Origin of the sequence: Streptomyces sp. NPDC052721 (assembly GCF_040678315.1) — a bacterium.
Lineage (GTDB): Bacteria > Actinomycetota > Actinomycetes > Streptomycetales > Streptomycetaceae > Streptomyces.
This window is the reverse complement of the sequence record NZ_JBFATL010000061.1, coordinates 1-21,388: the sequence shown is the minus strand read 5'-3', so window position 1 is coordinate 21,388 and position 21,388 is coordinate 1. Positions and strand designations below refer to the sequence as shown.

Sequence of the window (21,388 nt, the reverse complement as noted above, 5' to 3'; positions counted from 1 at the left end):
CCGTCAGGCCGGGGCCGGGACCGGCTCCACGTCCGTGATCTCCAGCTCCCGGCCGCCGCGCAGCTCCTGCGAGGGCCGGTCGCAGCGCGGGCACCAGAAGAACGGCGGCATGCCGAGCGCGAACTCCTCGGCACACGCCTCGCACCAGGCCCGCGCCGTCACCTGCTCCACGATCAGCCGGGCTCCGGCGAGCGCCGTGCCGTCGCGGGCCACCTCGAAGGCGAAGTGGAGCGCGTCCGGCACGACACCGGCCAGCTCCCCGACCCGGACGGTCACCGAGGCCACACCGTCCGCGCCGTCCGCGCGGGCGATCTCCGCCGCCTGTTCCACGATCGCGGTCGCGATCGACAGCTCGTGCACGGCCGGCTCAGCGCGGACGCCCGGCGCCGGACCGCAGCTTGATCATGCGCCAGATGCGCACCTCCCGGACGATGCCCGGGAGTTCGAGGACGAGCAGCCCGAGCGTGAGGGCGCCGAGCGCGACACCCTGTGCGATCAGCACGCGCTGCGCCGTCGTCCCCGTCCGCACCGGTCCGGCCGTCGTTCCCGCCGGCCGCATCCTCATGGCGATGCCCTTGTGCTGTCTCATCCTGTTCCTCATCCCGGGGAGATGTTCGGCATGATCTTCATGGTGGCGTTGTGCCGCTTCCAGTGGATCCCGGTGGAACGGCGCGCGTCGGACGTGCCGTCCTTGTGGTGTCCGGTCTGGTGCTTGTAGGGCCCCTTGTTGCCCTGGTGCAGCCCGCGCACATGCCCGGGTGTGTCGGGCTTCGCCTGCGGGCGGCCCACTCGGATGGTGCTCATCGCCGTTCTCCTCTCCTGCCAGGCCCTCACGGCCGCTCGGTGAGCTCCGCGAAGAACCGCTCCACGGCCGGCCAGACCCGGCCGCCTCCGGCGAGGCCGCGCCACTCCCGGCGGACCAGCGCGACCATCCGGAAGCAGTCGTCCACCGGCACGATCCAGTGGTGGTCCAGGCCCCGCACGGTGTTCACCAACAGAGCCTCCACCTCGGGTGCCATGGTCGCCAGCGCGGGACACGCGGCGCACATCTCCGCCCAGCGGTCCGCCTCCACCTCCCAGCGCATCGCCCCGGCCGGGCTCGGGCCCTGCGCGGTGAGCGTGCCGTCCGCGCGCGGCACGAAGAACACCAGCCCGACCGGCACCCCGAGCGGCCCGGTGTCCACCGGGGCCAGCCGCACCCGGCGGCTCGGCACCAGCAGATACCGGCCGCCGCCCGCACCCTCACCGGCGAACAGCACCGCGCACGCCCCGCAGGCGCACAACAGCTCCTCGCGGTCGGCGGCGTACAGATGGCGGTGCTCCTCCGGCACGGCCTGCGCGCACAGGTCGCACCGCTCGGGACGGTCCCGCTCGGCGGCCGAGCGGATGACCCGGGCCAGCGCACCGTCCACTCTCACCGCGCCTCCCGCACCAGCAGCGAGTCCAGCGGTACGAAGGCGGGGGCGGCCGGAGCGGGCAGCTGCTCGACCGCCGTCAGCTCGGGGGCGGCCGCCAGCACGGCCTCCCGTACGGCGTCGGCGACCGTCGGCCCGCCGCCGCAGCCGGACCCGCAGCCACCCGCCTCGGTGACCCGCACCCGGGCCACCTGCCCGTCGACGCCGACCAGTTCCACGTCGCCGCCGCGCTCGCGCACCGCCGGCCGCAGCCGGTCGAGGGCGCGTTCGGCCCGCCGCGCGGGCGGCTCGGGGTGCAGCCCGTGCAGCACCAGCAGATGCCCCAGCAACTCGTCCTCGGCGAGCCGTGCGGCCGGCTGCTCACCGGCCAGGTCGAGCACCCGGGCCAGGGCCTCGCCGTAGACCTCGGTCAGCACCCGCACGGCCTCGACGGCGCCGGCCGCCGCGGGACCGGGCGCGGACTCCAGCCCGGCCAGCAGCTCGTCCAGCCGGGCCAGCCGCGCCTCGACCACCGGATCCGCGAGCCGGACGGCGTCAGCCATGGTTCGCTCCGTACGTCGGCGAGTGCACGGTGCTGAGCGTCCTGCCCTTGCCCATGTACATGTGCACTCCGCAGGGAAGACAGGGGTCGAAGCTGCGCACGGTGCGCATGATGTCGACGCCCTTGAAGTCGTCGGGGCCGTTCTCCTCGAAGATCGGCTGGCCCTGGACGGCGTCCTCGTACGGGCCGGGGGTGCCGTAGATGTCGCGCGGGCTGGCGTTCCACGGGGTGGGCGGGTACGGGTGGTAGTTGGCGATCTTCTGGTCCCTGATCACCAGGTGGTGGGAGAGGACACCGCGCACCGCCTCGTGGAAGCCGCAGCCGATCGCCTCGTCCGGCACCTCGTAGTCCTCGAAGATCTTCGTCTCGCCGGCCCGCAGCAGCGCCATCGACTGCTCCAGGAACTGCAGGGCCATGGCGGCGGCGTAGGCGACGAAGTAGGGCCGGGCGCGGTCCCGTTCGATGGTGTTGCTCCATTGGGGGATGCGCCACTCCAGGGTGGTCTCCGGCAGCTCCTCCCCCCTGGGCAGGGAGATGCGCACGCTGTCGCCGGTGGCCTTGACGTACGGCGTGTCGACCAGGGCGCTCAGCGCGGTCGACCACAGCCGGGCGAGCGGGCCGCCGCCGGTGTCCAGCGCCAGGTGCTGACCCGTCTCGGGGTGGTACCAGCGCGGGCTCATCACCCAGCTGTAGTTGCCGGCGAAGTCCCGCTTCTGCGGCACCGGGACGGTGGTCTGGTTCCAGGGGTGGCGCATGTCGACGGGGTTGCCGAGCGGGTCGTGGGTGACGAACGGCTGCTCGTTGACCCAGTCGTCGTAGAAGGAGCTGCCCAGCAGGACGCGCAGGCCGAGGTTGATGTCGATCAGGTTGTTGGTGACCAGCTTGCCGTCGACGATGATGCCGGGGGTGACGTACATCGCCTTGCCCCAGCGGTCCATGTTCTCGTACCGGTAGTCGACCACGTCCGGGTCCTGCCAGGCGCCCCAGCAGCCCAGCATGATGCGGCGCCTGCCGACCTCCTCGTAGCCCGGCAGGGCCTCGTAGAAGAAGTCGAAGACGTCGTCGTTCATCGCCACCGCCTTCTTCACGAAGTCGATGACGCGCATCAGCCGGGCGAGGTAGTCGGTGAAGGTGTTCGGCTGCGGCATCGTGCCGACGCCGCCCGGGTACAGCGTGGAGGGGTGGACGTGCCGCCCCTCCATCAGGCAGAACATCTCCCGGGTGACCCGGCTGACCTTCAGCGCCTCTTTGTAGACCTCGCCCTCGAAGGGGTTGAAGGCCCGCATGATGTCCGCGATGGTCCGGTAGCCGTGGATGTCCCCGCGGGGCGCGTCGGTGCGCTCTGCGCGAGCCAGCACACCGGGGTTGGTCGCCTTGACCATCGCCTCGCAGAAGTCCACGAAGACCAGGTTGTCCTGGAAGAGCGTGTGGTCGAACATGTACTCGGCCGCTTCGCCCAGGTTGGTGATGTTCTCGGCCATCCGCGGCGGCTTGACGCCGTAGGCCATCTGCTGGGCGTAGTTGGAGCACGTGGTGTGGTTGTCGCCGCAGATGCCGCAGATCCGGGAGGTGATGAACCCGGCGTCGCGCGGGTCCTTGCCCTTCATGAACACCGAGTAGCCCCGGAAGAGCGACGAGGTGCTGTGGCACTCCACGACTTCCCGGTTGGCGAAGTCGATCTTCGTGTAGATGCCGAGGTTGCCGATGATCCGGGTGATCGGGTCCCAGGACATGTCCACGATCTGCGCGGGCTTGCGCCCGGTGACCCGGGTCGGGTCCTCGGTGGTCGTCATGTCGCTTCCTGCCCCTCGTTCGTCGTAGGCGTGGGTGGGTGCCGGCGCTCAGGGACGCCAGTGCGGGTCGTAACCGGTGGTGAGTTCCGGCCCGTTGTGGTGCCACTTGGGTTCGCGGTTCACCGCGATGCTGGTCAGCCCGCGCAGCCGTCGGATGACGGCGCCGTACGGCTTGAGCAGCGCGGACGACAGGGCACCGCCGGTCGGCTCGTCCATGAACGGCATGAACGCGTCCGGGAAGCTGGGCATGGTGCAGCCGATGCAGATGCCGCCGACGTTCGGGCAGCCGCCGATGCCGGCCATCCAGCCGCGCTTGGGTACGTTGCAGTTCACGACCGGTCCCCAACAACCGGTCTTCACCAGGCACTTCGGGGAGTTGTAGTCCTTCGCGAAGTCCGCCTGCTCGTAGTACGCGGCCCGGTCACAGCCCTCGTGCACCGTCTTGCCGAACAGCCATTGCGGACGCAGCATGTGGTCCAGCGGGGGCGGCGGTGCGGCACCGGCCGCGTGATAGAGCACCCAGATCAGGGTCTCCATGAAGTTCTCCGGCTGGATCGGGCAGCCCGGCACGTTCACCACCGGCAGCGCGCCCTGCGACGTGAAGTCCCAGCCCAGATAGTCCGCGAGGCCCATGCAGCCGGTGGGGTTGCCCGCCATGGCGTGGATACCGCCGTACGTGGCACAGGTGCCGGCGGCCACCACCGCCCAGGCCTTGGGCGCCAGTTGGTCGATCCACCAGTTGAGGGTCTGCGGCTCGCCCGTGTCCGGGTCGTTGCCGAACGACGTCCAGTAGCCGTCGCCCTCGATGATGTTCTGGTTCGGCACCGAGCCCTCGATGACGAGGATGAACGGGGACAACTCCCCGCGTGCCGCCGCCCGGTAGGGAGCGAGGAAGTCCTCGCCGCCCAGGCTGGGGGAGAGGACCTTGTTGACCAGGTTCACCCTCGGCAGGCCCGGGATGAGTCCGGCGACCAGGTCCTCGATGCCGGGCTGCCCGGCGGCCGTCATGGACACGGTGTCGCCGTCACAGCTCATGCCCTCGGAGATCCAGAGGATGTAGATCTCCTCGAACCCGTTCCCGCGCGCCTCGGACCGGCTGGGTTCACGCGTCACTTCGGTGGTGCCGCTCTGAGTGGTCATGTCGTCGGCCTCCGCTGCAGTCGGTCCCGGAGTCGGTCGTAGGCCGCGGCCACGGGGGCCGCGAAGGTCAGGGCGGGCGGCTGGTCGGGAGCGTGCGGGTGCGGGCGGGTCGGCGCGGCGGCCTTGGCCCGCCCGATCAGCTCGCCCAGCCGGTCCAGTTCCTCCTGGGAGACGGCCTCCCGCAGCCGGGGCATCAGGGTGCCCTCCTCCTCCTCGATGTGCTCCGCCACCGCACGGCGCAGCTCCGCCACCAGCTCGCCGGTCCGCTGGTCTCCCTCGCCGAGCCGGTCGAGCGAGAGGAGGGTCTGCTTCACCCCCATGTGCTCGCTCAAGTGCTCGTCGATCTCCCGCTCGCCGTCCGGCAGCACCTTCCTGGCCAGCGGATACAGGAGCATCTCCTCCAGAGCCGCGTGCTTGGACAGCTCACGCACCAACAGCTCCACGACACCGCGCCGCTGCCGGTCGGAGGCCGCGGCCTCGTAGTCGCGGAACAACTGCTCGACCATCCGGTGGTCGTGCATGAGGACGTCAAGGGCGTCCATCGAACCGTCCCTCCTCCGGCCCGCCGGCCGGACGCTCGGTCGGCCGCGGGGACTGCGGCCGGATCGGCCGGCCCGGACCCGGTGGGGCAGGGGGGCCGAGCGATTCGACCTCGTCGGGCCGGAAGTAGTGGAAACGGCCGTACCAGCCGTGGAGTTCGGCGGCCGGATCGTCGTCGACCGTGACCGCCAGATGCGTGCTGCCGTCCACGTCGTGGAAGACCGCGGCCACCCGCGCGGTGCGCCCGGCCAGGAACATGTCCTGGGCGTCGGCGCCCCGGCCGCGCGGACGCAGCCGCACCCGGCTGCCGCCGCCCACGGGCACGCCGTCCACCAGCACGGTGTCCGTCGCCGGGGACAGCCCGTCGTCGCCGCCCTCCTGCCACCAGGCGGGCCGCTCGGCAGCGGGGGCCGGCGGCCGTCCGGCCGCGGGGGTCCGCGGCGTCAGGGAACGGATGGCGCCGTGCAGCCGGGAGAAGACCTCCCGGGGCATGGTGTCCACCCGGTCGAGGATCCGCGCGGCCCGTGGGTCGGTGGCCCGGGCCTCGGCCTTCTCCTCGTCGGTCAGCAGCATCGTGCGCAGCGTGAGGATCTCGTCGATCTCCGCCGCGTCGTGCAGATCGCCCGGGCTCTCCGGCGCCACCTGCGGGTGGTCGGGGAGGATGACCGGCGCGGACAGCAGCAGCGTGCCCGTCGCCCCGTCACCGCTCGCGGACTGCGGCGGGGCCCCGCCCAGCACCGGGAACGTGAACGCGTTGCGGCAGCCGCGGACCTGCTCCGCGAGAGCGGGCGGCGGATCGATCAGTGACACGAACTCCACTCCGTCGCCGGTGAGGAGGGTGTGCGTGGCGAGCAGCGCCTGCCCCAGCACCGCACTGCGGGAGGCCCGGGGGTCCGGCGCGTCACCGGCGTTCTCGGTGCGTACCCGCAGCCGGTACAGCGCGGGCCCGAGCCGCTCGGCGGTGACCGTCGTCCCGGCCCGCACCTCCCGGCGCCGGCGCACCGTCCGCCCCGCCCCCGCCGGCAACGGCTCGTACTCCGCCCCGGCCGGCGCTCCCACGGCGACGCTCCGGCCGCCGCGCAGCAACTCCTCCAGCGGCAGCACCAGTTCCGTCTCGCGGGGCACGGCCTCCTCGAACGACAGGTGGGCGGTCCCGTCGGCCGCCCGCAACGACTCGACCGGGCGATGCGCCCCGTCCCCGTCGGCCGCCTCCACCTGCTTGTGCTGGAGTTGCAGGTACCGCACCCGCACCCGTACGGCCGCGTCGGCGCGCCGCACCCGCAGCAGACACTCGGTCTGCTGGTACCAGGAGTCGGCGGAGCCGGAGACACCGGGCGTGACCGGGCCGTCCCGCTCCGCCCAGTTCCGGGGCAGCAGCACCCCGAACTGCCAGCGGACCCGGTTCTTCGCCGAGGAACGGCGATAGGGATAGAGCAGATAGCCCTCGTACAGCACGGCGTCCGCGACGGCACTCAGCTGCGCACAGGCCCCGCCGGTTCCGTTCGCCATGCCCTCTCCTCGCCACTGGTGCGTCCGCGGACTCCACCCCCACGGTCACACCGGTCACGCCCCCTCGCCCCTCCGGCGCACCGTCATTGCGCCGGACAGGGGAGAACACGCGTCCGTCACGTGGTGCGGGCCAGGTCCAGGCAGCAGCGGACGAAGTCCCGTACGACCGGGTTCCGGTCGTCGGCCGGTGCCCATGCCACGGCGACCCGGCTCGGGCTCACCCCGGTGACCGGGCGGTAGACCACGCCGGGGCGGGCGTAGAACCGGGCGGCGGACGCGGGCGCGAGGGCGACGCCGTACCCGCTGGCGATGGCGCTCAGCCAGTCGTCGGGCTGCTCGGTGACCGCGCCGATCCGGACCGGGCGGCCCTCGCGTTCACCGGCGGCCAGCCAGTGGTCGCGCCAGGCGCCGGTCTCCGGCGGGGCGGCCACGAACGGCTCGTCCCACAGCTCCCGGAAGGCGATCTCCGCCCGCTCCGCGAGCCGGTGCCCGCTCGGCAGCGCCACCCAGCGCTCCTCGCTGAACAGCACCTCGACCCGCAGTGCCTCCTGCCCCGGGAACGGCAGCCGCAGCAGCGCCGCGTCCACCTCGCCGTCCGCCAGACCCGCGCTCGGATTCGTCCAGGCCGCCTGCCGCAGCTCGGCACGCCACCCCGGCCGCCGCCGGGCGAACTCGGCGACGATCGCCGGCGTCGCCTCGTTGGCCGCGCTCGCGACGAAGCCCACGCGCAGCACCCGGGCCGTGTGCCGGCCGGCGGCCCGCGCGGCGCGCAGGGCGTCGTCCCAGGCCGCGAGGACGTCCGGGGCCCGGCGCGCGAGTTCCTGGCCCGCGTCCGTCAGCGCCATGCCGGTGCGTGAGCGCTCGAAGAGCCGTACCCCGAGCCGGCTCTCCAGCTGGCGGATCTGCTTGGTCAGGGCCGGCTGGGACACGTACACCCGCTCGGCGGCGCGGACGAGGCTGCCCTCCTCGGCGACGGCCAGGAAGGAGCGCAGCAGACGCGAGTCGACGTCCATTCCAGCAGGTTATAGACGCTGGTATTGGACGTCGCGGCGATCCTCCGGCGAGCGTGGAGGGCATGAACCTCGCTTGTCTCACCGTCACCTGTGCGACCGTCCTGGCCAACGCGGGCATCGCGGCGGCCGACCTCGCGAAGGCGCCGTTCGTCCTCGCCAACTCCGCCCAGGTCGGCGTGTCCCCCCGCCGGCTTCCCGCACTCGCGCTGCTGAAGGCCGCCGGAGCGGCCGGGCTGCTGCTCGGGCTGCTGGGCGTACGCCCTCTGGGAATCGCCGCCGGCGTCGGCCTGGTGCTGTTCTACGTCGGCGCGGTGGCCGCCCACGTACGGGCCCGGGTCTTCCGCACGATCGTCTTCCCGGGCCTGTTCCTGGCGCTGGCGGCCGGGGCCCTGGCAGCGGCGGCGGCCCGCTGAACGGCCCGGCTCGGCGCGGCAGCGGATCCGGGCGCAGCCAGACAGCGGATCCGGGCTCGGCGCGGCAGCGGACACCGGGTGACGAGGGACCGTGCCCGGTCGGCGTCGACACCGAGGGCCCGGCCGAGGGACCCCCAGCGCTGCTCGCCGTCCTCCTCGATCGCTCCGGCGGCCTTCAGCGGCACCGTCCGCCGCTCGACCGTGCGGATGTGCTCGCTCCCGTCGCGGCGCGGGCCCCGAGAGTCGGAGTACGCGGGTTTCGGCTCGCCGCCGTCCTCCAGGGCGGCTCCCACGATGCCCTCGTGGGACTGGTGGCTGTGTGCGGTCACGCCGGTCCGGCGAGGGCCGGCGGGGAGCCCGGCCGCTCGGGCAGCCGTCAGCGCCACCGGTGCCGCGTCGTCGCCCAGGTCGCCGTGGACGTGCCGGACGAGGTCCCGGCGCGGGCCGGCCACCATCGCCTCCGGGGGGCCGTGCCGGCGGAGCGGACCGGCGTGCGCCGCGCATGCCGGCCTCGCCCCCTTCGTCGTCGGTACCGCGCACCGCTCGGCCGGCCCGGGCACGGCCCGCGGGGCGATCGGGCAAACGGGGCATGAGGCACATCAGGCTCGTGCGGGAAAGGGCGGGCGTTCGCCCCTCTGTCCGGTATGCCCTCGCGCCCGTACACTGCGGATCCACAGACATGCGGGCGGAGTTGACCGGGGGGAGCCATCATGTCCGGAGGTCCGTACGGTCCGGGTCAGGGTTTCGGCGGGCCGCCGCTGCCGCCCATGCCGCCGGGTCCGCCACCGAGACCGGCGGGCCCGCCGCCCGCGCCGCCGGACCCCTGGCGGGCCATCGCGGTCGCCCTGCTCAACCTGAGCGGGCTCGGCCTCGGGTACGCGCTTCTGCGCCGCTGGGTGGCGACGGCCGCGTGCTGGGTCGCGACCGGCGTGCTCCTGCTCGTCGCGCTCCCCGCCGACGCCGACGGCCTCCCCGGCGCCGCACTCGCCGGCTACGCCACACTCCTGCTGGTGGTGGCCGTCCACGGCGGAATCGCCGGACTGCGTACCCCGCTCGCCCGGCCGCGCAGCGCGCCGCTCGCGCTGCTGCTGGGCGTGGTGCTGCTCGCCGTACCGGCCGGCGGGGCCCTCTGGTACGAGGACGCGCGTGACGAGGCCGTGGAGCAGGCGCTCCTCGGCCGCCTGGAGCGCGCCGACGACCTGGTGGCCGAGAGCGGCCGTCAGTCCTTCGGCGCCGCCCGGTCCGACTACGGGACGGCCCTGGAGGTCTACCGCGACATCGCCGTGCACCACTCCGGTTCCCGCGCGGCCCGGAAGGTCCCCGACAGCCTGCGGACCTACTACACGACGGTCGGCGCGGCCTACGGGCACCGGGAGTACTGCGACGCCATAGAGCCGCTGAAGTACCTCCGCACCGTGCCGGACACGATGCCGCAGGAACAGCTCGGCTCGCTGGCGCGGTGGCCCGACGACCGGCTCGCGACCGCCCTGTACGAGTGCGGTGCGCGGCACCTGGCGAGCGGCGAAACGGACTGGGTGAACCGCTTCGGCGACCTGCTCGACACCTTCCCGCGGTCCGGGGCGGCGGCCAGGGTGGCGCCCGCGGTCGACGCGGCGGTGGCGAAGACGGAGAAGGCCGTCGGCGGGGACGAACCCTGCACGGCCGTCGAGAAGCTGCGCGACCTCGACACCCGGATCGCCGACCTGTCCAGGTCGGCCGGTGACACGGACGGGCGGCTGGCGAAGGCCGCGAGCCGGGCCGGCCGGAGCGGCGACGCCGGCGTGTACGCCTGCGGTGTCGACCAGTACAGGGACGGTGACTTCGACGCGGCGCAGAAGACCATGGAGCAGTTCGCCGCCGACCACAAGCACGACAAGAACCGTGCCCGCGCCCAGAAGATCGCCATAGCCGCCGAGGTCGCCCAGACCCTCCCCGCGGCCGGCAAGAAGCTGCCGACCCTGGCCTCCGGTGGCAGCATCTCCGTCACGGTCAAGAACGACAGCCCGGACGACATCACCGTCCTGTACACCGGCCCGGTCACCGGGAGCTTCACCCTCAAGGGCTGCGGCGGCTGCAAGGCGTACACGTTCGCCGACACCGCGTTCTCCACCTTCAAGCCCTGCAACGACAGCAGCAAGCACTACCCGCAGCGCACCATCAGCCTCCCCGTCGGCACCACGTACTTCGTGCACAAGCCGAACGGTGACAGCACCGCGACCCCGGCCTCGGACACCGCCAAGCTCCGGTCCGGCTACCTCTACACGGAGTGCGCCTACTCGACCCAGCGGCTGGGGTCCGGGTTCTGACCGCGGTCCGAACCCAGCAGGCCCTGACCTGTTCAAGCGCCCGGCACGCGTGTCACCGACGTCCCCGGTCAACGCACCGGGAGCCCCTCGCCGAGGGCGGCGATCACGGCCGGTCCGTGGCCGGCGGCCATGAGGGGGGCCCGGATGTCGCCATCGAGGTCCGGGACGTAGCCGAACAGGACATCGGCGGGCCCGGTCACCCGGACCTGCCCGAGTGCGGCCGGCAGCAGCAGGGTCCGCGCCCGGCCGAGCCGGCCGGTCCAGCCGCCGCAGGTGACGGTCACCGGGGCGCCGGCGTTGCTGAGGATCTGCGCCGTCGCGAACGTACGGGTGAGGGGAGCGGTGCTGCCGGCCGTCCAGCGTTCCAGCGCGAAGTACGGTCCCGCGCACAGCACCGTGCGCATCACCGAGTCGTCGACCGGCACGCTCAGCCCCGGCTGGAACTCCGGCCGGGGCTCCGGCCGCCACTCGTCCAGCAGCCGCTCGATGTTCGCCTCCCGCTCCCGCTCGGCCAGCGGTGCGCCGTCCTCCATCCGCCACGGCATGGCGTGCTGCTGGATGTCGGAGGTCTGCTCGATCTCGTACACCAGGGTGCCCGGCCCGAAACTGTGCAGGGTCCCGCCCGGTACGTACACGGTCTGCCCGGCGCGCACCGGCAGGCGGCGCATGACCGCGTCGAAGTCCTGCGCGAGCAGCGCCCGGCGCAGCCGCTCCCGGCCGACCCCGGGACGCACCCCGACCAGCGCGGTCGCGCCGGGTACGGCGTCCAGCACATGCCACGCCTCCGTCTTGCCGTTCGGCTCGCCCTCCAGGCGGCGGGCGGTGGCGTCGTCGGCGTGCAGGTGTACGGGCAGCGCGCGCGTGCCGTCGATGAACTTGGTGAGCAGGGGGAAGCGCGGTCCGTGCGGGCGTTCGCCCAGCAGACCGCCGGGATCCTCCGCCATCAGCTCCCGCAGCGACCGCCCCGTCAGCGGCCCCTCGGTCACCGTGGCACCCTCCCCGTCGACGTCGCTGACCTCCCAGGTCTCGGCGACCGGGCCGTAGGGCAGCCCCGTCCGGCCCAGCCGGTCGGGGAGGGCCCGGCCGCCGAACACATGCTGTCTGACGGGCGTGCTCAGGCGCAGCGGGGACCAGCTCACCGGGCGCGCCATGTCAGCCGGCCGCGTTGTCGACCCGCATCCGCACCTGTTCCTCCAGCCGGCGCAGGCTGCCGTCCAGGGCGTCGCACACCGCCCGCTCGCCCGGGTCGTGGCCCTCGTCGAAGAAGGACAGGTGCACGGTCACCTCGCTGGCGCCGCTGCCGATGCCGGCGACCTGGAGCCAGCCGGCGTAGCTGCCCTGCTCGCGGGTGCCCCACTCCAGGCGCATCTGGTCCGGCTCGGACCGCAGCAGGGCGGGCGTGTCCTCGCCGGAGCGGTCCTCGTGGACGGTCACGGCGGGCGGCTCCTGGACGTCTACGTGCAGTTCGCCCGGGAGCCAGGCGTCGAGCTGGGCGGTGTTCGCCGCCTGGTCGAAGACCTGCTCGGGCTGTGCGGGCATCGTGCGGGAACGTTCGTACTCGGCCATCGCGGTCTCGCCCCTCCGGTCGGAAGTCGTACCCCGACCGCGTGCCCCTTCCACGGCGGCCGAAAAGCCCCGGCGGCACCTTGCTCCCCGGCCGGCCCGGGTGGTCACAGGCCCAGGGCGATGGCCATGCGGGTGAGCTCGGCCGTGTTGGTGATGTTGAGCTTGGCCCGGATGCGGCGCAGGTAGGCGTCCACGGTGTGGGTGGACAGTCCCAGTTCCTCCGGCGGAACGGCTGGGGGGGTATCCGTTTAGGGTGATTTGCCCTTGTTCCACCGGATTGCTGGCCGGATTTCATGAGAGTGTCCGCCGGCTGTCACAGACGTGTCACGGGGACGGGCACATAGGTTCGAACCACTGGACGGGACTGCTCATGTCACGGCCGCGCGCGCCGTCCGCTCCACCAGGGACACGCCGTCGCTCATGGACGCGCTGCCGTCCGACAGCACCGCGACGAGATACCGGTGACCCTTGACGGTGACCTGACCGACGCTGTTGACGTCCCACAGGCCCGTCGTATTGCGCCGCAGCCAGCCGTTCTTCAGGGTCTTCCGGGAGCCCTGGGCGCCGGCCGCCGGGACGCCCCAGGCCTGCTCGGGGGCGACCCGGCTCATCAGGGAGCGGATGTAGGCGCGGGAGTCCGCGTCGAGTCCGCCGGATCCCGGGCGGACCGTGCCGCCGGTGTCGAACACCGCCCGCAGCAGCCGTATCTGGTCACGCGCGGTCGTCCTGGTCAGCCCCCACTTGGCGCCCGGCCCGCCCGTCGTCGAGGTCAGTCCCAGGCGCTTGTTGGCCGCCGCCAGCCCGGGGGCCCGGCCGATCTGCCGCCACAGGGCGTTGGCCGCCGCGTTGTCGCTGCGCCGGATCATCGGCTCGGCGCGCTCCCGTTCCCGCGCGGTGAGCCGCCGTCCCGCGTCCTGCGCCTGGAGCAGCAGCGCCGCGAGGATGTCGACCTTGACGATGCTGGCGGTGTCGTACGCCCTGTCCTCGCCGTGGACCACGGGTGTGCGGTCGGTGCCGTCCAGGTCGAGCACGGCCGCCGTGGCCTGCGCCGAGGCGGCCGCGGCCGGGGTGGGCTGCAGCAGCCCGGTGGCGAGGAGGGCGGTTGCCGAGGCCGCGAGGGCGCAGGCCTTGGCGCGTGCTGTGCGGGAGAGGCGGGGCGACATGGGTCACGAACGTAGACAACAGCGGCGCCCGGCGACGTGGCGCCCGTCACCTCCGGCCCCGTTCTGCCCTGATTGTGAGAAGAGCCACCGATGGGGCGCATTGTTCCGGCCGGGCCGCCGGGGCGGCGGCGTGTACGCGCTTCCGGGCGGCGCTCCTCGCTTATCGTCGGCCAGACACCGACATCCGGAGTGAAAATGGACAAAGCGGATGAACTGGTTGGTGTGACGGGGGGCGTGGCGGCCGTACCCCACCCCGATCCGCCCGCGCGCCGCATCCGGCCGTGGCCCCTGGGCGCCGGCCCAGGCCCCTCGCCGGCGGGCGCTGCCCCCCGACCGCGGCCCCTCGGTGCCGCTCTCGCGCTCACCGCCGGCGCCACGGCCGCCCTCCTTGTGGCGGGCACGCCGTGGCTGACCCATCCGGCCGTCCAGGCCTGGCGCACCGTCTGCCTGGCCATCACCGTCCAGGCGCTCCCCTTCCTGCTCCTCGGCACCGCACTGTCCGGCGCCATCAACGCCTTCGTGCCGGCCGACCTGTTCACCCGGGTGCTGCCGAAGCGGCCGGCCCTCGCCGTCCCGGTCGCCGGCGCCGCCGGCGCGGTCCTGCCGGGCTGCGAGTGCGCCTCCGTGCCCGTCGCGAGCAGCCTGATCCGCAGGGGCGTGACCCCGGCCGCGGCCTTCGCCTTCCTGCTCTCCGCGCCCGCGATCAACCCCGTCGTCCTCACGGCCACCGCCGTCGCCTTCCCGGGCGACCCCGCGATGGTTGCCGCCCGGCTGCTCGCCTCCCTCACCACGGCTGCCGTCATGGGCTGGCTGTGGCTCTGGCTCGGCAAGGAGAAGTGGCTGCGCCCGCTCCTGCGCCACCGGCACACCGGCCACCGGCACGGCCACAGCCGCTGGACCGAGTTCCGGCTCGGCTTCCAGCACGACTTCCTGCACGCCGGCGGCTTCCTCGTCCTCGGCGCGATGGCCGCCGCCACCTTCAACGTCACCGTGCCGGGCTCCGTCCTCGACGCCTTCTCCGGCTCGCCCTGGCTCTCGGTGCTCTTCCTCGCCGTCCTCGCCGTACTGCTGGCCGTCTGCTCGGAGGCCGACGCGTTCGTCGCGGCCTCGCTCACCGGCTTCTCGCCGACCGCCCGGCTCGCGTTCCTGGTGGTCGGCCCGATGGTCGACCTGAAGTTGATCGCCCTGCAGGCGGGCACCTTCGGCCGCGCCTTCGCCTGGCGGTTCTCCACGGCGACCACCGTCGTGGCCGTCACCGTGAGCGTCCTGATCGGAGGCGCGCTGCTGTGAAACGCCCTCTCCAGGCCCTGCTCCTGGCGCTGACCGGCACCGGCCTGCTGCACACCGCCCTGCTCACCGACACCTACCTGCGCTACGTCAAGGCCGGACTGCGCCCGGCGCTGATCGTGTCCGGCGCCGTCCTGCTGCTGCTCGGCCTGGCGGGAGCGGTCACCCGGGACCGGCAGCACCCGGCCGGCGACACCGGGCACGGCCACGACCACACCGGCACCCCGCGCGTCGCCTGGCTGCTGTTCCTCCCCGCGCTCAGCCTGCTCTTCCACGCCCCGCCCGCGCTCGGCGCGTACACCGCGGCCCGTGCCGACACCAAGCCCGTCGCCGTACAGAAGAAGGGGTTCGCGCCGCTGCCCGCGGCCTCGCCGCTGCCGCTGACCCTCACCGACTTCACCAAGCGGGTCCAGCAGGACCGCAGCCGGGCCATCGAGCACCGCACCGTCCGGCTGACCGGCTTCGTCACCCCGGCCGGCGAGGGCGACGGCTGGTACCTGACCCGCATCATCTTCTCCTGCTGCGCGGCGGACTCCCAGACCATCAAGGTGCGCGTGTACGGCAGCGAGGCACCGCCCGCCGACACCTGGCTGGCGGTCACCGGAACCTGGCACCCGCGCGGCACCCTCGGCACCAGGACCGCGGAGGCGGCACTCGACGCCAGGGACGTCCGACCCGTCGCCCAGCCGGTGAACGCCTACACCGACGACCTGCCGCTCGCGCCGTCCTAGGAACTCGGGGCCGCCGGTTCCCGTGCCCCCTGAACCGGCCCGAGCGGCCCTGCGCACCTGGTCCCCCAGGCCGTTCCGGGCCGGTCAGGAGGCACGGCCGGCCGGAGCCCGCCCGGTCCGGAAGCCAGGCCCGGCCCGTAGCGGACGACCGGCCGGGAGAGGTGCAGGATGGTGTCATGACCCTCGCTCCGGCGACCGGGTCCGGGAGACCGCGGGGGCCACTGCGGGTTCCGGCCGGCGGTGGGCGAGAGGAGGCGGTGACGATGACACGGACACCTCCCACGACGGTCACCCGGGTGCGGCTGTGGCGGTGGCGGCGCAACCCGCTCCGGCGGCACAGCGATGTCGTCGAGGCATGGATCGTCCTCGCCGGCTGGGTGCTGGCCCTGGCCGTCGGGGTCTTCGCGGGCCTGTGGGCGGCCCAGACCTCCGAGTCCGCGTTCGCGGCGCGGCTGGCCCACGTACACCCGGTGTCCGCCGTGCTCACCGACGACGCGGCACGGACCCCCGCCGCGGGCAGCGGCTACGACGACGGGCGGGTCTGGGCCGCCGTGCGCTGGACGGGCCGGGACGGTTCGGCGCACACCGACCGGGCGAAGGTCTTCCCGGGCGCCCCCGCCGGAACCCGGGTGACGGTGTGGACGAACCAGGCGGACCGGGTCGTGCCCGCCCCCGTCACCGGACCGGCGGCCGACCTGCAGTCCGCGCTCACCGGCGTCCTCGTCGCCCCCGCCGCCGGCGCGCTGGTCTGGGGCGCCGGATGGCTGGTCCGCGGCCGGCTCATCCAGCGGCGCCTGGCCGAGTGGGACGAGGAGTGGAGGCAGATCGGACCCCGGTGGGGAAACCTCAGCGGAGGGCGGGGCTGACCCTGGCCCGCGACCGGCGCGCGCCCCTGGTACCCACCCGCGCCCCCTGCACCTACCACGGAGGTTGTACACCGGCCCGGCCCTACCGCGGCCGGTGGAGCGGGGCGTCAACTTCCGGGTTGGCGACGTGCGGACCCCCGGCACGTAGCTTGTGTGCCGTGCCGGGAGGCACTCGTCAACCAGGGGGAAACACATGCGGACGAACATCTTCACCAGGACCCTCGTCGCCACCGCGACCACGGTGGCGCTGGCCGCGGGCAGCATCGCCGCGGCGGGCACCAGCTTCGCGGCGCCCGCGACAGCCCACCCGGCGGCGGCCACCGAGGCCGTCACCCCGCAGGCGGTCAACAACCTCGGCCTGAACGCCACCGAGGCGAAGAAGGTCCAGCGCTGGCTGAAGACGTACTGGAACTACCGGAACTCCATCGACGGCAAGCTCGGCACCAACAGCTGGAAGGCCTTCCAGCGCTGCCTGAAGAAGTACTGGGGCTACACCGGCCCGGTCGACGGCGTCGTCGGCAAGGGCACGATCAAGGCGCTCCAGCGGCTCCTGAAGGACAGCTACGGCTACCGCGGCCCCATCGACGGCATCGCGGGCTCCGGCACCAAGGCCGCGTTCAAGCGGTTCGCCAACGCGCACTGAGCCCGGTGCGGCGGCCTGCCCGCACGCCCTCCGTCCCGCTGCCGGGCGGAGGGCACCGGACGGGGCAGGCCCCGGAGAAGACGAGGCCGACGAGTGAACCGGGGGGCGTGATCACGCCCCGTCGGGTTACCCGGCCGGTATGGCGAAGCTGCACGTACCACGGCGGCACCACAGGCAGGCCGCCGACGAGACCCAGGCGCCGCGGATCCCCGCGCCGGACGAGGCCGGACCCACCCAGGACGTCGAGCGGCGGGCGCCGGACACCCCCGCGAAGCTGCCCCGGCGCGCATGGTCGGCGGTGCTCAAGGGCTCACTGCGCGAGTTCCGCGACGACGAGCTGACCGACCGGGCCGCGGCGCTCACGTACTACGCCGTCCTGTCCCTGTTCCCGGCCCTGCTGGTGCTGGTCTCCCTGCTGGCCGTCGCCGGCCGGTCGGTCACCGACAAGGTCCTGGCCAACCTGCGGAACCTCGCCCCAGGCCCCGCCCGCGACATCATCACCCGGGCCGTCGAACAGCTCCAGAACGGCGCCGGTACCGGCTCCCTCGTGGCCATCATCGGCCTCGTGCTGGCCGTGTGGTCGGCGTCCGGCTACGTGGCCGCGTTCATCCGCGCCGCCAACGCCGTCTACGACATGCCCGAGGGCCGCCCGGTCTGGAAACTCCTCCCGGTACGCGTCGGCGTCACCGTCGTCCTCATGATCCTCGCCGTGGCCAGCGCGCTCATCGTGGTCTTCACCGGCGGCCTGGCCCGCCGCGCCGGGGACGCGCTCGGGCTCGGCGACACGGCGCTGACCGTGTGGGCCGTCGCCAAATGGCCCGTGCTGGTCCTGCTCGTCACCGTGATGATCGCCATCCTGTACTGGGCGACCCCGAACGCCAAGGTCAAAGGATTCCGGTGGATCACCCCCGGCAGCGTCCTCGCCCTGCTGATCTGGATGGCCGCCTCCGTCGGCTTCGCGTTCTACGTCGCCAACTTCGCCTCCTACAACAAGACGTACGGCACCATGGCCGGCGTCATCGTCTTCCTGGTCTGGCTGTGGATCACCAACCTGGCCATCCTGCTGGGGCTGGAGTTCGACGCGGAGACCGTACGGCAGCGGGCCATCGCCGGCGGCCATCCGCCCCGGGCCGAGCCGTACACCCAGCCCCGCGACACCAGGAAGTGGGACGAGGAGGACGTACGCCGCCTGGACGAGACCTGACGCGCCCGCGCGGAGGAGGCCGGACGTGCCTGCGTGGAGGAGGCTGGACGGGCCTGCGTGGAGGAGGTCTGCCGGGCCCGCGCGGACGAGAGGCTGCTGCTGCGCAGGGGCGTACGCGGCTGGTACGTGTACGTGCCGCTCGGCGTCGTCGTCTGGGCGCCGATGCACAACAGCGGCGTGCAAGACCTGACGGACCCGCGCGGACGGGACCTGACGGACCCGCGCGGAGGAGGTCTCACGCGCCCGCGCGGACGAGGCCGGACGTGCCCGCGCGGACGAGGTCTGTTGCGCCCGCCTCGCCCGCTCGGTCAGGCCGCGTATCCGCCGTCCACCGAGAACTCCGCGCCCGTCACGTACGCCGCCTCCGGCCCCGCCAGGAACGCCACCATGGACGCCACCTCCTCGGCCGTCCCGAACCGGCCCAGGGCGGTCATGGCCGCCTGACCGGACGCGTACGGGCCGTCCGCGGGGTTCATGTCCGTGTCCGTCGGCCCCGGATGCACGACGTTCGCCGTGATCCCGCGCCCGGCCAGCTCCCGCGCCAGAGCCTTCGTCAGCCCCACCACGGCCGACTTGCTCATCGCGTACAGCGTGGCCCCCGGCCCCGGCACCCGCGCGGTGACACAACTGCCGACCGTGATGATCCGCCCGCCGTGCCCCATGACAGCGGCGGCGGACCGGGCGGCCAGGAACACCCCACGCACGTTCACCGCGAGGAGCCGGTCGACGTCGGCGAGGGACAGGCTCTCCAGCGGCCCCATCATCCCGACGGCGGCATTGCCCACCAGCACGTCCAGCCCGCCCAGTTCCTCCGCCGCGCGCCGCACCGCGCCGGCCGCCTCCGCCGCGTCCGCGGAGTCCGCGCGCAGGGCCACCGCCCGCCGCCCCAGCGCCTCGATGTCCCGCACGACCTCCCCGGCCGCGTCCTTGCCCCGCACATAGGTCACGGCGACGTCCGCGCCCTCCCGTGCCAGTCGCCGTGCCGTCGCCGCGCCGATGCCCCGGCTGCCGCCGGTGACCAGTGCCGTCCTGCCTCGCAGACGCGCTTCTGATGTCATGTGTCCATCCCAGCTGACGGCCAGGGGGAGCACCGGCGGCGAACGGACATCGACCTCGGCGGGCCCGGCGGCCGGTCAGCCCTGCCGGGCACCCCGCGGACTGATCAGGCCGGTCTCGCAGGCGAGGATCGTCGCCCGGACCCGGTCGCGCAGCCCGAGTTCGGACAGCAGGGCGTTCACATGACCCTGACCGTGCCGTGGTGACGCCGAGTCCGGCACTGCCCTCGCCGTGCCGGCCACCTCCTCAGGTTCACCCCGCCGGGCCGCCCCGGCGAGCGCCCCCGTGTGCGCCGGCACGGCGTCCCGCTTCGGCCTCCGCCGCCCGGTCCGCCTGCCGCATCGAGCTGGCGAACGCGCAGTCGTCGTATGACCGCAGCCGACGACGCCGTACGACCAGCCCGGCACCCCACACGGCGGCGAACACTGTGGCCGGCGGCACCGACAGCGCGAAGTCCGGCAGGACGGCGCCACCCGGACCCGTCGGATCACCCGCCACCTGCCGCAGGCCGATGGCGCGCCCGGGGTGTCTTTGGGCAGGCTGACGGCATGACACAGCCACAGCCACTGATGCTGCCGCACGCACAGGCACAGCTCACCGAGCAGCTCCCGTACCACCGTCTGGCCCGCCTCTCACCGCGCTACCGGTGGTGGCGCCCCCTGCTCGGGACCCTGGTCGTGGCCGTGACGTACGTGATCACCGTGGTCCTCCTCATGCTCGTCCTCGCGGCCCTGGGCTCGGGCATGGGCTACCCCCAGGACGACGACGGCTGGCCGGAGTTCGGCCCCGTCTCCGGCACCGCCGTGGACCTGCTGTGCATCGCGGTCGGCATACCCGTCCTGCTGCTGATCGTGCGCTGGATCGGACGGCGCCCGGCCGGCACGGTGTCCTCCGTGACCGGCCGGCTGAGATGGCGCTGGCTGCTGCTGTGTGTGCTGACCGCCGTGCCGATCCTGGGCCTCGCGATGGGCTGCATGGTCCTGCTCCCCGCGGACGGTGAGCCGGAGAGCCAGTGGGTGGGATGGCCGGCCTTCGGACGGGCCCTCGCCGTGCTGGTGGTGCTGGTGCCGGTGCAGGCGGCCGCCGAGGAGTACGTGTTCCGTGGCTGGCTGACGCAGACCGCCGGGGCGTTCCTGCGCTCGCCGTGGGCCGCGCTCCTGCCCCAGGCGGTCCTGTTCGCCGCCGCCCACGGCTGGGGCACGCCCTGGGGCTTCGCCGACCTCGTGGTGTTCGGCCTGGCCGCGGGCTGGCTGACCTGGCGCACCGGCGGACTGGAGGCGTCCATCGCCCTGCACACGGTCAACAACCTTCTCGCCTTCGGCCTGTCGGCCGCCGTCGTGGACGGACTCACCAGCGACGACACCGCGGCGGACGCCGGCTGGCAGCTCGTCGTGTTCGACGTGCTGAGCATCGCGCTGTACACGGCGGCCGTGGCGTGGTGGCTGCGCCGCCGCCGACTGGACCGGACGGCTCCGGCACCACAGCCACCGGCTCTCGTACCGGCGTACCCGTACGGCAACGGTGTTCCGCGCAGCAATGGGAGGGACAGCCGGGGCCGGGTGCGGGGGGCGCTGTGCCGTGGGTGGGGCCCGGATGGGGACCGGGGGTGGCAGTAGCTCCGCCGTGGGTCGGACAGCAGGGACCCGGTGCGGCCGGTGGCGGACCGTGGGCCGGTCAGGCCGGACCGGGTGCGGACGCTTCCCTGACGGCACCGGACGGCGCCGCCCCGCCACCACCCCCGGCCGGCCGACCTGCGGCAGGTACGGCCCTTCCGCCCGCGTCTGCGGGCACCGGGGGAGACGGCACGGACCGTACGTAGGCCGCGGCCGGCCTCGGCGCCCGGGCACCCCCGTCCACCGCGCGGGCGCCGCCTCCCCGGCTCAGGCGGTGTGCAGGGCCGAGTGCAGCGTGCGGACCGCCAGGTCGATGGCCGCCGAAGCCGCGTGCGTGCCGCGCAGGGCGTTGAGCATGACGAAGTCGTGGATGATGCCCTGGAAGCGGACCGCGGTGACCGGGACGCCGGCCTCGCGGAGCTTGTTGGCGTAGGCCTCGCCCTCGTCGCGCAGCACGTCGGCCTCGCCGGTGATGACCAACGCCGGGGGAAGGCCGGCCAGTTGCTCGGTGGTGGCGCGCAGCGGGGAGGCGGTGATCTGGGCGCGCTCGGTCTCGTCGGTGGTGTACTGGTCCCAGAACCACTGCATG

General features: G+C 73.7%; 24 protein-coding genes. 8 read left to right on the top strand and 16 right to left on the bottom strand.

Annotated features, from left to right (window positions below; translation table 11 throughout):
• Positions 1 to 3: 3 nt before the first annotated feature.
• From hypA to AB0L21_RS36465, 10 genes are all read right to left on the bottom strand, one after another.
• Positions 4 to 360, bottom strand: coding sequence for a hydrogenase maturation nickel metallochaperone HypA (gene hypA, locus AB0L21_RS36510; protein ID WP_365706563.1), 357 nt, complete (start codon positions 358 to 360; stop codon positions 4 to 6).
• Between the two features lie 7 nt (positions 361 to 367).
• Positions 368 to 589, bottom strand: coding sequence for a hypothetical protein (locus AB0L21_RS36505; protein ID WP_365706561.1), 222 nt, complete (start codon positions 587 to 589; stop codon positions 368 to 370).
• Positions 590 to 597: 8 nt separating this feature from the next.
• Entirely contained in the window at positions 598 to 804 is a 207-nt protein-coding gene (locus AB0L21_RS36500; protein ID WP_365706559.1) for a hypothetical protein, read from the bottom strand.
• 26 nt (positions 805 to 830) lie between these two features.
• A complete protein-coding gene (locus AB0L21_RS36495) occupies positions 831 to 1,418 on the bottom strand; it encodes a DUF5947 family protein (protein WP_365706557.1) in 588 nt (195 codons plus the stop codon).
• On the bottom strand, positions 1,415 to 1,957 hold the full coding sequence (locus AB0L21_RS36490; protein ID WP_365788424.1) for a NifU family protein: 543 nt from the start codon (positions 1,955 to 1,957) through the stop codon (positions 1,415 to 1,417). Before AB0L21_RS36490 ends, AB0L21_RS36495 begins: the two co-directional genes overlap by 4 nt.
• Positions 1,950 to 3,749, bottom strand: coding sequence for a nickel-dependent hydrogenase large subunit (locus AB0L21_RS36485; protein ID WP_365706553.1), 1,800 nt, complete (start codon positions 3,747 to 3,749; stop codon positions 1,950 to 1,952). The genes AB0L21_RS36490 and AB0L21_RS36485 overlap by 8 nt, the downstream gene beginning before the upstream one ends.
• Positions 3,750 to 3,797: 48 nt before the next feature.
• A complete protein-coding gene (locus AB0L21_RS36480) occupies positions 3,798 to 4,889 on the bottom strand; it encodes a hydrogenase expression protein HypE (protein ID WP_365706551.1) in 1,092 nt (363 codons plus the stop codon).
• The gene (locus AB0L21_RS36475; RefSeq protein WP_365788423.1) at positions 4,886 to 5,431 is read right to left on the bottom strand and encodes a hemerythrin domain-containing protein; all 546 of its coding nucleotides are present in this window, start codon (positions 5,429 to 5,431) and stop codon (positions 4,886 to 4,888) included. The genes AB0L21_RS36480 and AB0L21_RS36475 overlap by 4 nt, the downstream gene beginning before the upstream one ends.
• On the bottom strand, positions 5,418 to 6,938 hold the full coding sequence (locus tag AB0L21_RS36470; RefSeq protein ID WP_365788422.1) for a hypothetical protein: 1,521 nt from the start codon (positions 6,936 to 6,938) through the stop codon (positions 5,418 to 5,420). The genes AB0L21_RS36475 and AB0L21_RS36470 overlap by 14 nt, the downstream gene beginning before the upstream one ends.
• A 116-nt stretch (positions 6,939 to 7,054) precedes the next feature.
• Positions 7,055 to 7,951: a LysR family transcriptional regulator gene (locus AB0L21_RS36465; protein WP_365788421.1), complete on the bottom strand. Its 897-nt coding sequence runs from the start codon at positions 7,949 to 7,951 to the stop codon at positions 7,055 to 7,057.
• 62 nt (positions 7,952 to 8,013) lie between these two features.
• On the opposite strand from AB0L21_RS36465, the gene AB0L21_RS36460 reads away from it, so the two are divergent.
• Positions 8,014 to 8,364 (top strand): DoxX family protein, encoded by a 351-nt coding sequence (locus tag AB0L21_RS36460; protein ID WP_365706543.1) that lies wholly within the window; start codon positions 8,014 to 8,016, stop codon positions 8,362 to 8,364.
• Between the two features lie 767 nt (positions 8,365 to 9,131).
• On the top strand, positions 9,132 to 10,670 hold the full coding sequence (locus AB0L21_RS36455) for a hypothetical protein (RefSeq protein ID WP_365788438.1): 1,539 nt from the start codon (positions 9,132 to 9,134) through the stop codon (positions 10,668 to 10,670).
• Positions 10,671 to 10,738: 68 nt separating this feature from the next.
• Here AB0L21_RS36455 and AB0L21_RS36450 read toward each other — a convergent pair whose 3' ends face one another.
• The 4 genes from AB0L21_RS36450 to AB0L21_RS36435 all read right to left on the bottom strand — a co-directional run bounded on the left by AB0L21_RS36450 (position 10,739) and on the right by AB0L21_RS36435 (position 13,399).
• Entirely contained in the window at positions 10,739 to 11,821 is a 1,083-nt protein-coding gene (locus AB0L21_RS36450; RefSeq protein ID WP_365788420.1) for a class I mannose-6-phosphate isomerase, read from the bottom strand.
• A 1-nt stretch (position 11,822) separates the two neighbouring features.
• The gene (locus AB0L21_RS36445; RefSeq protein WP_365788419.1) at positions 11,823 to 12,236 is read right to left on the bottom strand and encodes an SRPBCC family protein; all 414 of its coding nucleotides are present in this window, start codon (positions 12,234 to 12,236) and stop codon (positions 11,823 to 11,825) included.
• A 104-nt stretch (positions 12,237 to 12,340) separates the two neighbouring features.
• Positions 12,341 to 12,445, bottom strand: coding sequence for a LuxR C-terminal-related transcriptional regulator (locus tag AB0L21_RS36440; RefSeq protein WP_365706702.1), 105 nt, complete (start codon positions 12,443 to 12,445; stop codon positions 12,341 to 12,343).
• A gap of 159 nt (positions 12,446 to 12,604) precedes the next feature.
• Positions 12,605 to 13,399: a serine hydrolase gene (locus tag AB0L21_RS36435; RefSeq protein ID WP_365788418.1), complete on the bottom strand. Its 795-nt coding sequence runs from the start codon at positions 13,397 to 13,399 to the stop codon at positions 12,605 to 12,607.
• A gap of 195 nt (positions 13,400 to 13,594) precedes the next feature.
• Here AB0L21_RS36435 and AB0L21_RS36430 point away from each other — a divergent pair, with 195 nt between their 5' ends.
• From AB0L21_RS36430 to AB0L21_RS36410, 5 genes are all read left to right on the top strand, one after another.
• Positions 13,595 to 14,689, top strand: coding sequence for a permease (locus tag AB0L21_RS36430; RefSeq protein ID WP_365788417.1), 1,095 nt, complete (start codon positions 13,595 to 13,597; stop codon positions 14,687 to 14,689).
• On the top strand, positions 14,686 to 15,417 hold the full coding sequence (locus AB0L21_RS36425) for a TIGR03943 family protein (RefSeq protein WP_365706533.1): 732 nt from the start codon (positions 14,686 to 14,688) through the stop codon (positions 15,415 to 15,417). Before AB0L21_RS36430 ends, AB0L21_RS36425 begins: the two co-directional genes overlap by 4 nt.
• Positions 15,418 to 15,680: 263 nt before the next feature.
• Complete coding sequence (locus AB0L21_RS36420; protein ID WP_365788416.1) at positions 15,681 to 16,283, top strand: hypothetical protein; 603 nt, start codon at positions 15,681 to 15,683, stop codon at positions 16,281 to 16,283.
• 193 nt (positions 16,284 to 16,476) lie between these two features.
• On the top strand, positions 16,477 to 16,926 hold the full coding sequence (locus AB0L21_RS36415; RefSeq protein ID WP_365706529.1) for a peptidoglycan-binding domain-containing protein: 450 nt from the start codon (positions 16,477 to 16,479) through the stop codon (positions 16,924 to 16,926).
• 139 nt (positions 16,927 to 17,065) lie between these two features.
• Complete coding sequence (locus tag AB0L21_RS36410) at positions 17,066 to 18,130, top strand: YihY/virulence factor BrkB family protein (RefSeq protein WP_365788415.1); 1,065 nt, start codon at positions 17,066 to 17,068, stop codon at positions 18,128 to 18,130.
• A 308-nt stretch (positions 18,131 to 18,438) separates the two neighbouring features.
• Here AB0L21_RS36410 and AB0L21_RS36405 read toward each other — a convergent pair whose 3' ends face one another.
• Positions 18,439 to 19,188 carry an SDR family oxidoreductase gene (locus AB0L21_RS36405; protein WP_365706525.1) on the bottom strand — a complete coding sequence of 250 codons (750 nt, stop codon included), beginning with the start codon at positions 19,186 to 19,188 and terminating at the stop codon, positions 18,439 to 18,441.
• Positions 19,189 to 19,734: 546 nt separating this feature from the next.
• Between AB0L21_RS36405 and AB0L21_RS36400 the strand changes: the two genes are divergently transcribed.
• Positions 19,735 to 20,802, top strand: a complete 1,068-nt coding sequence (locus AB0L21_RS36400; protein WP_365788414.1) for a type II CAAX endopeptidase family protein — start codon at positions 19,735 to 19,737, stop codon at positions 20,800 to 20,802.
• A gap of 264 nt (positions 20,803 to 21,066) precedes the next feature.
• Here AB0L21_RS36400 and AB0L21_RS36395 read toward each other — a convergent pair.
• Positions 21,067 to 21,388: alpha/beta hydrolase fold domain-containing protein (locus tag AB0L21_RS36395; RefSeq protein WP_365706522.1), on the bottom strand; the 322-nt coding region annotated here is incomplete at its 5' end.

Bases quoted from the DNA above. Each gene is read 5' to 3' on its own strand.
- AB0L21_RS36505 (WP_365706561.1), bottom strand. From the start codon at position 589: ATGAGACAGCACAAGGGCATCGCCATGAGGATGCGGCCGGCGGGAACG.
- AB0L21_RS36500 (WP_365706559.1), bottom strand. From the start codon at position 804: ATGAGCACCATCCGAGTGGGCCGCCCGCAGGCGAAGCCCGACACACCC.
- AB0L21_RS36490 (WP_365788424.1), bottom strand. From the start codon at position 1,957: ATGGCTGACGCCGTCCGGCTCGCGGATCCGGTGGTCGAGGCGCGGCTG.
- AB0L21_RS36485 (WP_365706553.1), bottom strand. From the start codon at position 3,749: ATGACGACCACCGAGGACCCGACCCGGGTCACCGGGCGCAAGCCCGCG.
- AB0L21_RS36480 (WP_365706551.1), bottom strand. From the start codon at position 4,889: ATGACCACTCAGAGCGGCACCACCGAAGTGACGCGTGAACCCAGCCGG.
- AB0L21_RS36475 (WP_365788423.1), bottom strand. From the start codon at position 5,431: ATGGACGCCCTTGACGTCCTCATGCACGACCACCGGATGGTCGAGCAG.
- AB0L21_RS36470 (WP_365788422.1), bottom strand. From the start codon at position 6,938: ATGGCGAACGGAACCGGCGGGGCCTGTGCGCAGCTGAGTGCCGTCGCG.
- AB0L21_RS36465 (WP_365788421.1), bottom strand. From the start codon at position 7,951: ATGGACGTCGACTCGCGTCTGCTGCGCTCCTTCCTGGCCGTCGCCGAG.
- AB0L21_RS36460 (WP_365706543.1), top strand. From the start codon at position 8,014: ATGAACCTCGCTTGTCTCACCGTCACCTGTGCGACCGTCCTGGCCAAC.
- AB0L21_RS36455 (WP_365788438.1), top strand. From the start codon at position 9,132: ATGCCGCCGGGTCCGCCACCGAGACCGGCGGGCCCGCCGCCCGCGCCG.
- AB0L21_RS36450 (WP_365788420.1), bottom strand. From the start codon at position 11,821: ATGGCGCGCCCGGTGAGCTGGTCCCCGCTGCGCCTGAGCACGCCCGTC.
- AB0L21_RS36445 (WP_365788419.1), bottom strand. From the start codon at position 12,236: ATGGCCGAGTACGAACGTTCCCGCACGATGCCCGCACAGCCCGAGCAG.
- AB0L21_RS36435 (WP_365788418.1), bottom strand. From the start codon at position 13,399: ATGTCGCCCCGCCTCTCCCGCACAGCACGCGCCAAGGCCTGCGCCCTC.
- AB0L21_RS36430 (WP_365788417.1), top strand. From the start codon at position 13,595: ATGGACAAAGCGGATGAACTGGTTGGTGTGACGGGGGGCGTGGCGGCC.
- AB0L21_RS36420 (WP_365788416.1), top strand. From the start codon at position 15,681: ATGACACGGACACCTCCCACGACGGTCACCCGGGTGCGGCTGTGGCGG.
- AB0L21_RS36415 (WP_365706529.1), top strand. From the start codon at position 16,477: ATGCGGACGAACATCTTCACCAGGACCCTCGTCGCCACCGCGACCACG.
- AB0L21_RS36410 (WP_365788415.1), top strand. From the start codon at position 17,066: ATGGCGAAGCTGCACGTACCACGGCGGCACCACAGGCAGGCCGCCGAC.
- AB0L21_RS36405 (WP_365706525.1), bottom strand. From the start codon at position 19,188: ATGACATCAGAAGCGCGTCTGCGAGGCAGGACGGCACTGGTCACCGGC.
- AB0L21_RS36400 (WP_365788414.1), top strand. From the start codon at position 19,735: ATGACACAGCCACAGCCACTGATGCTGCCGCACGCACAGGCACAGCTC.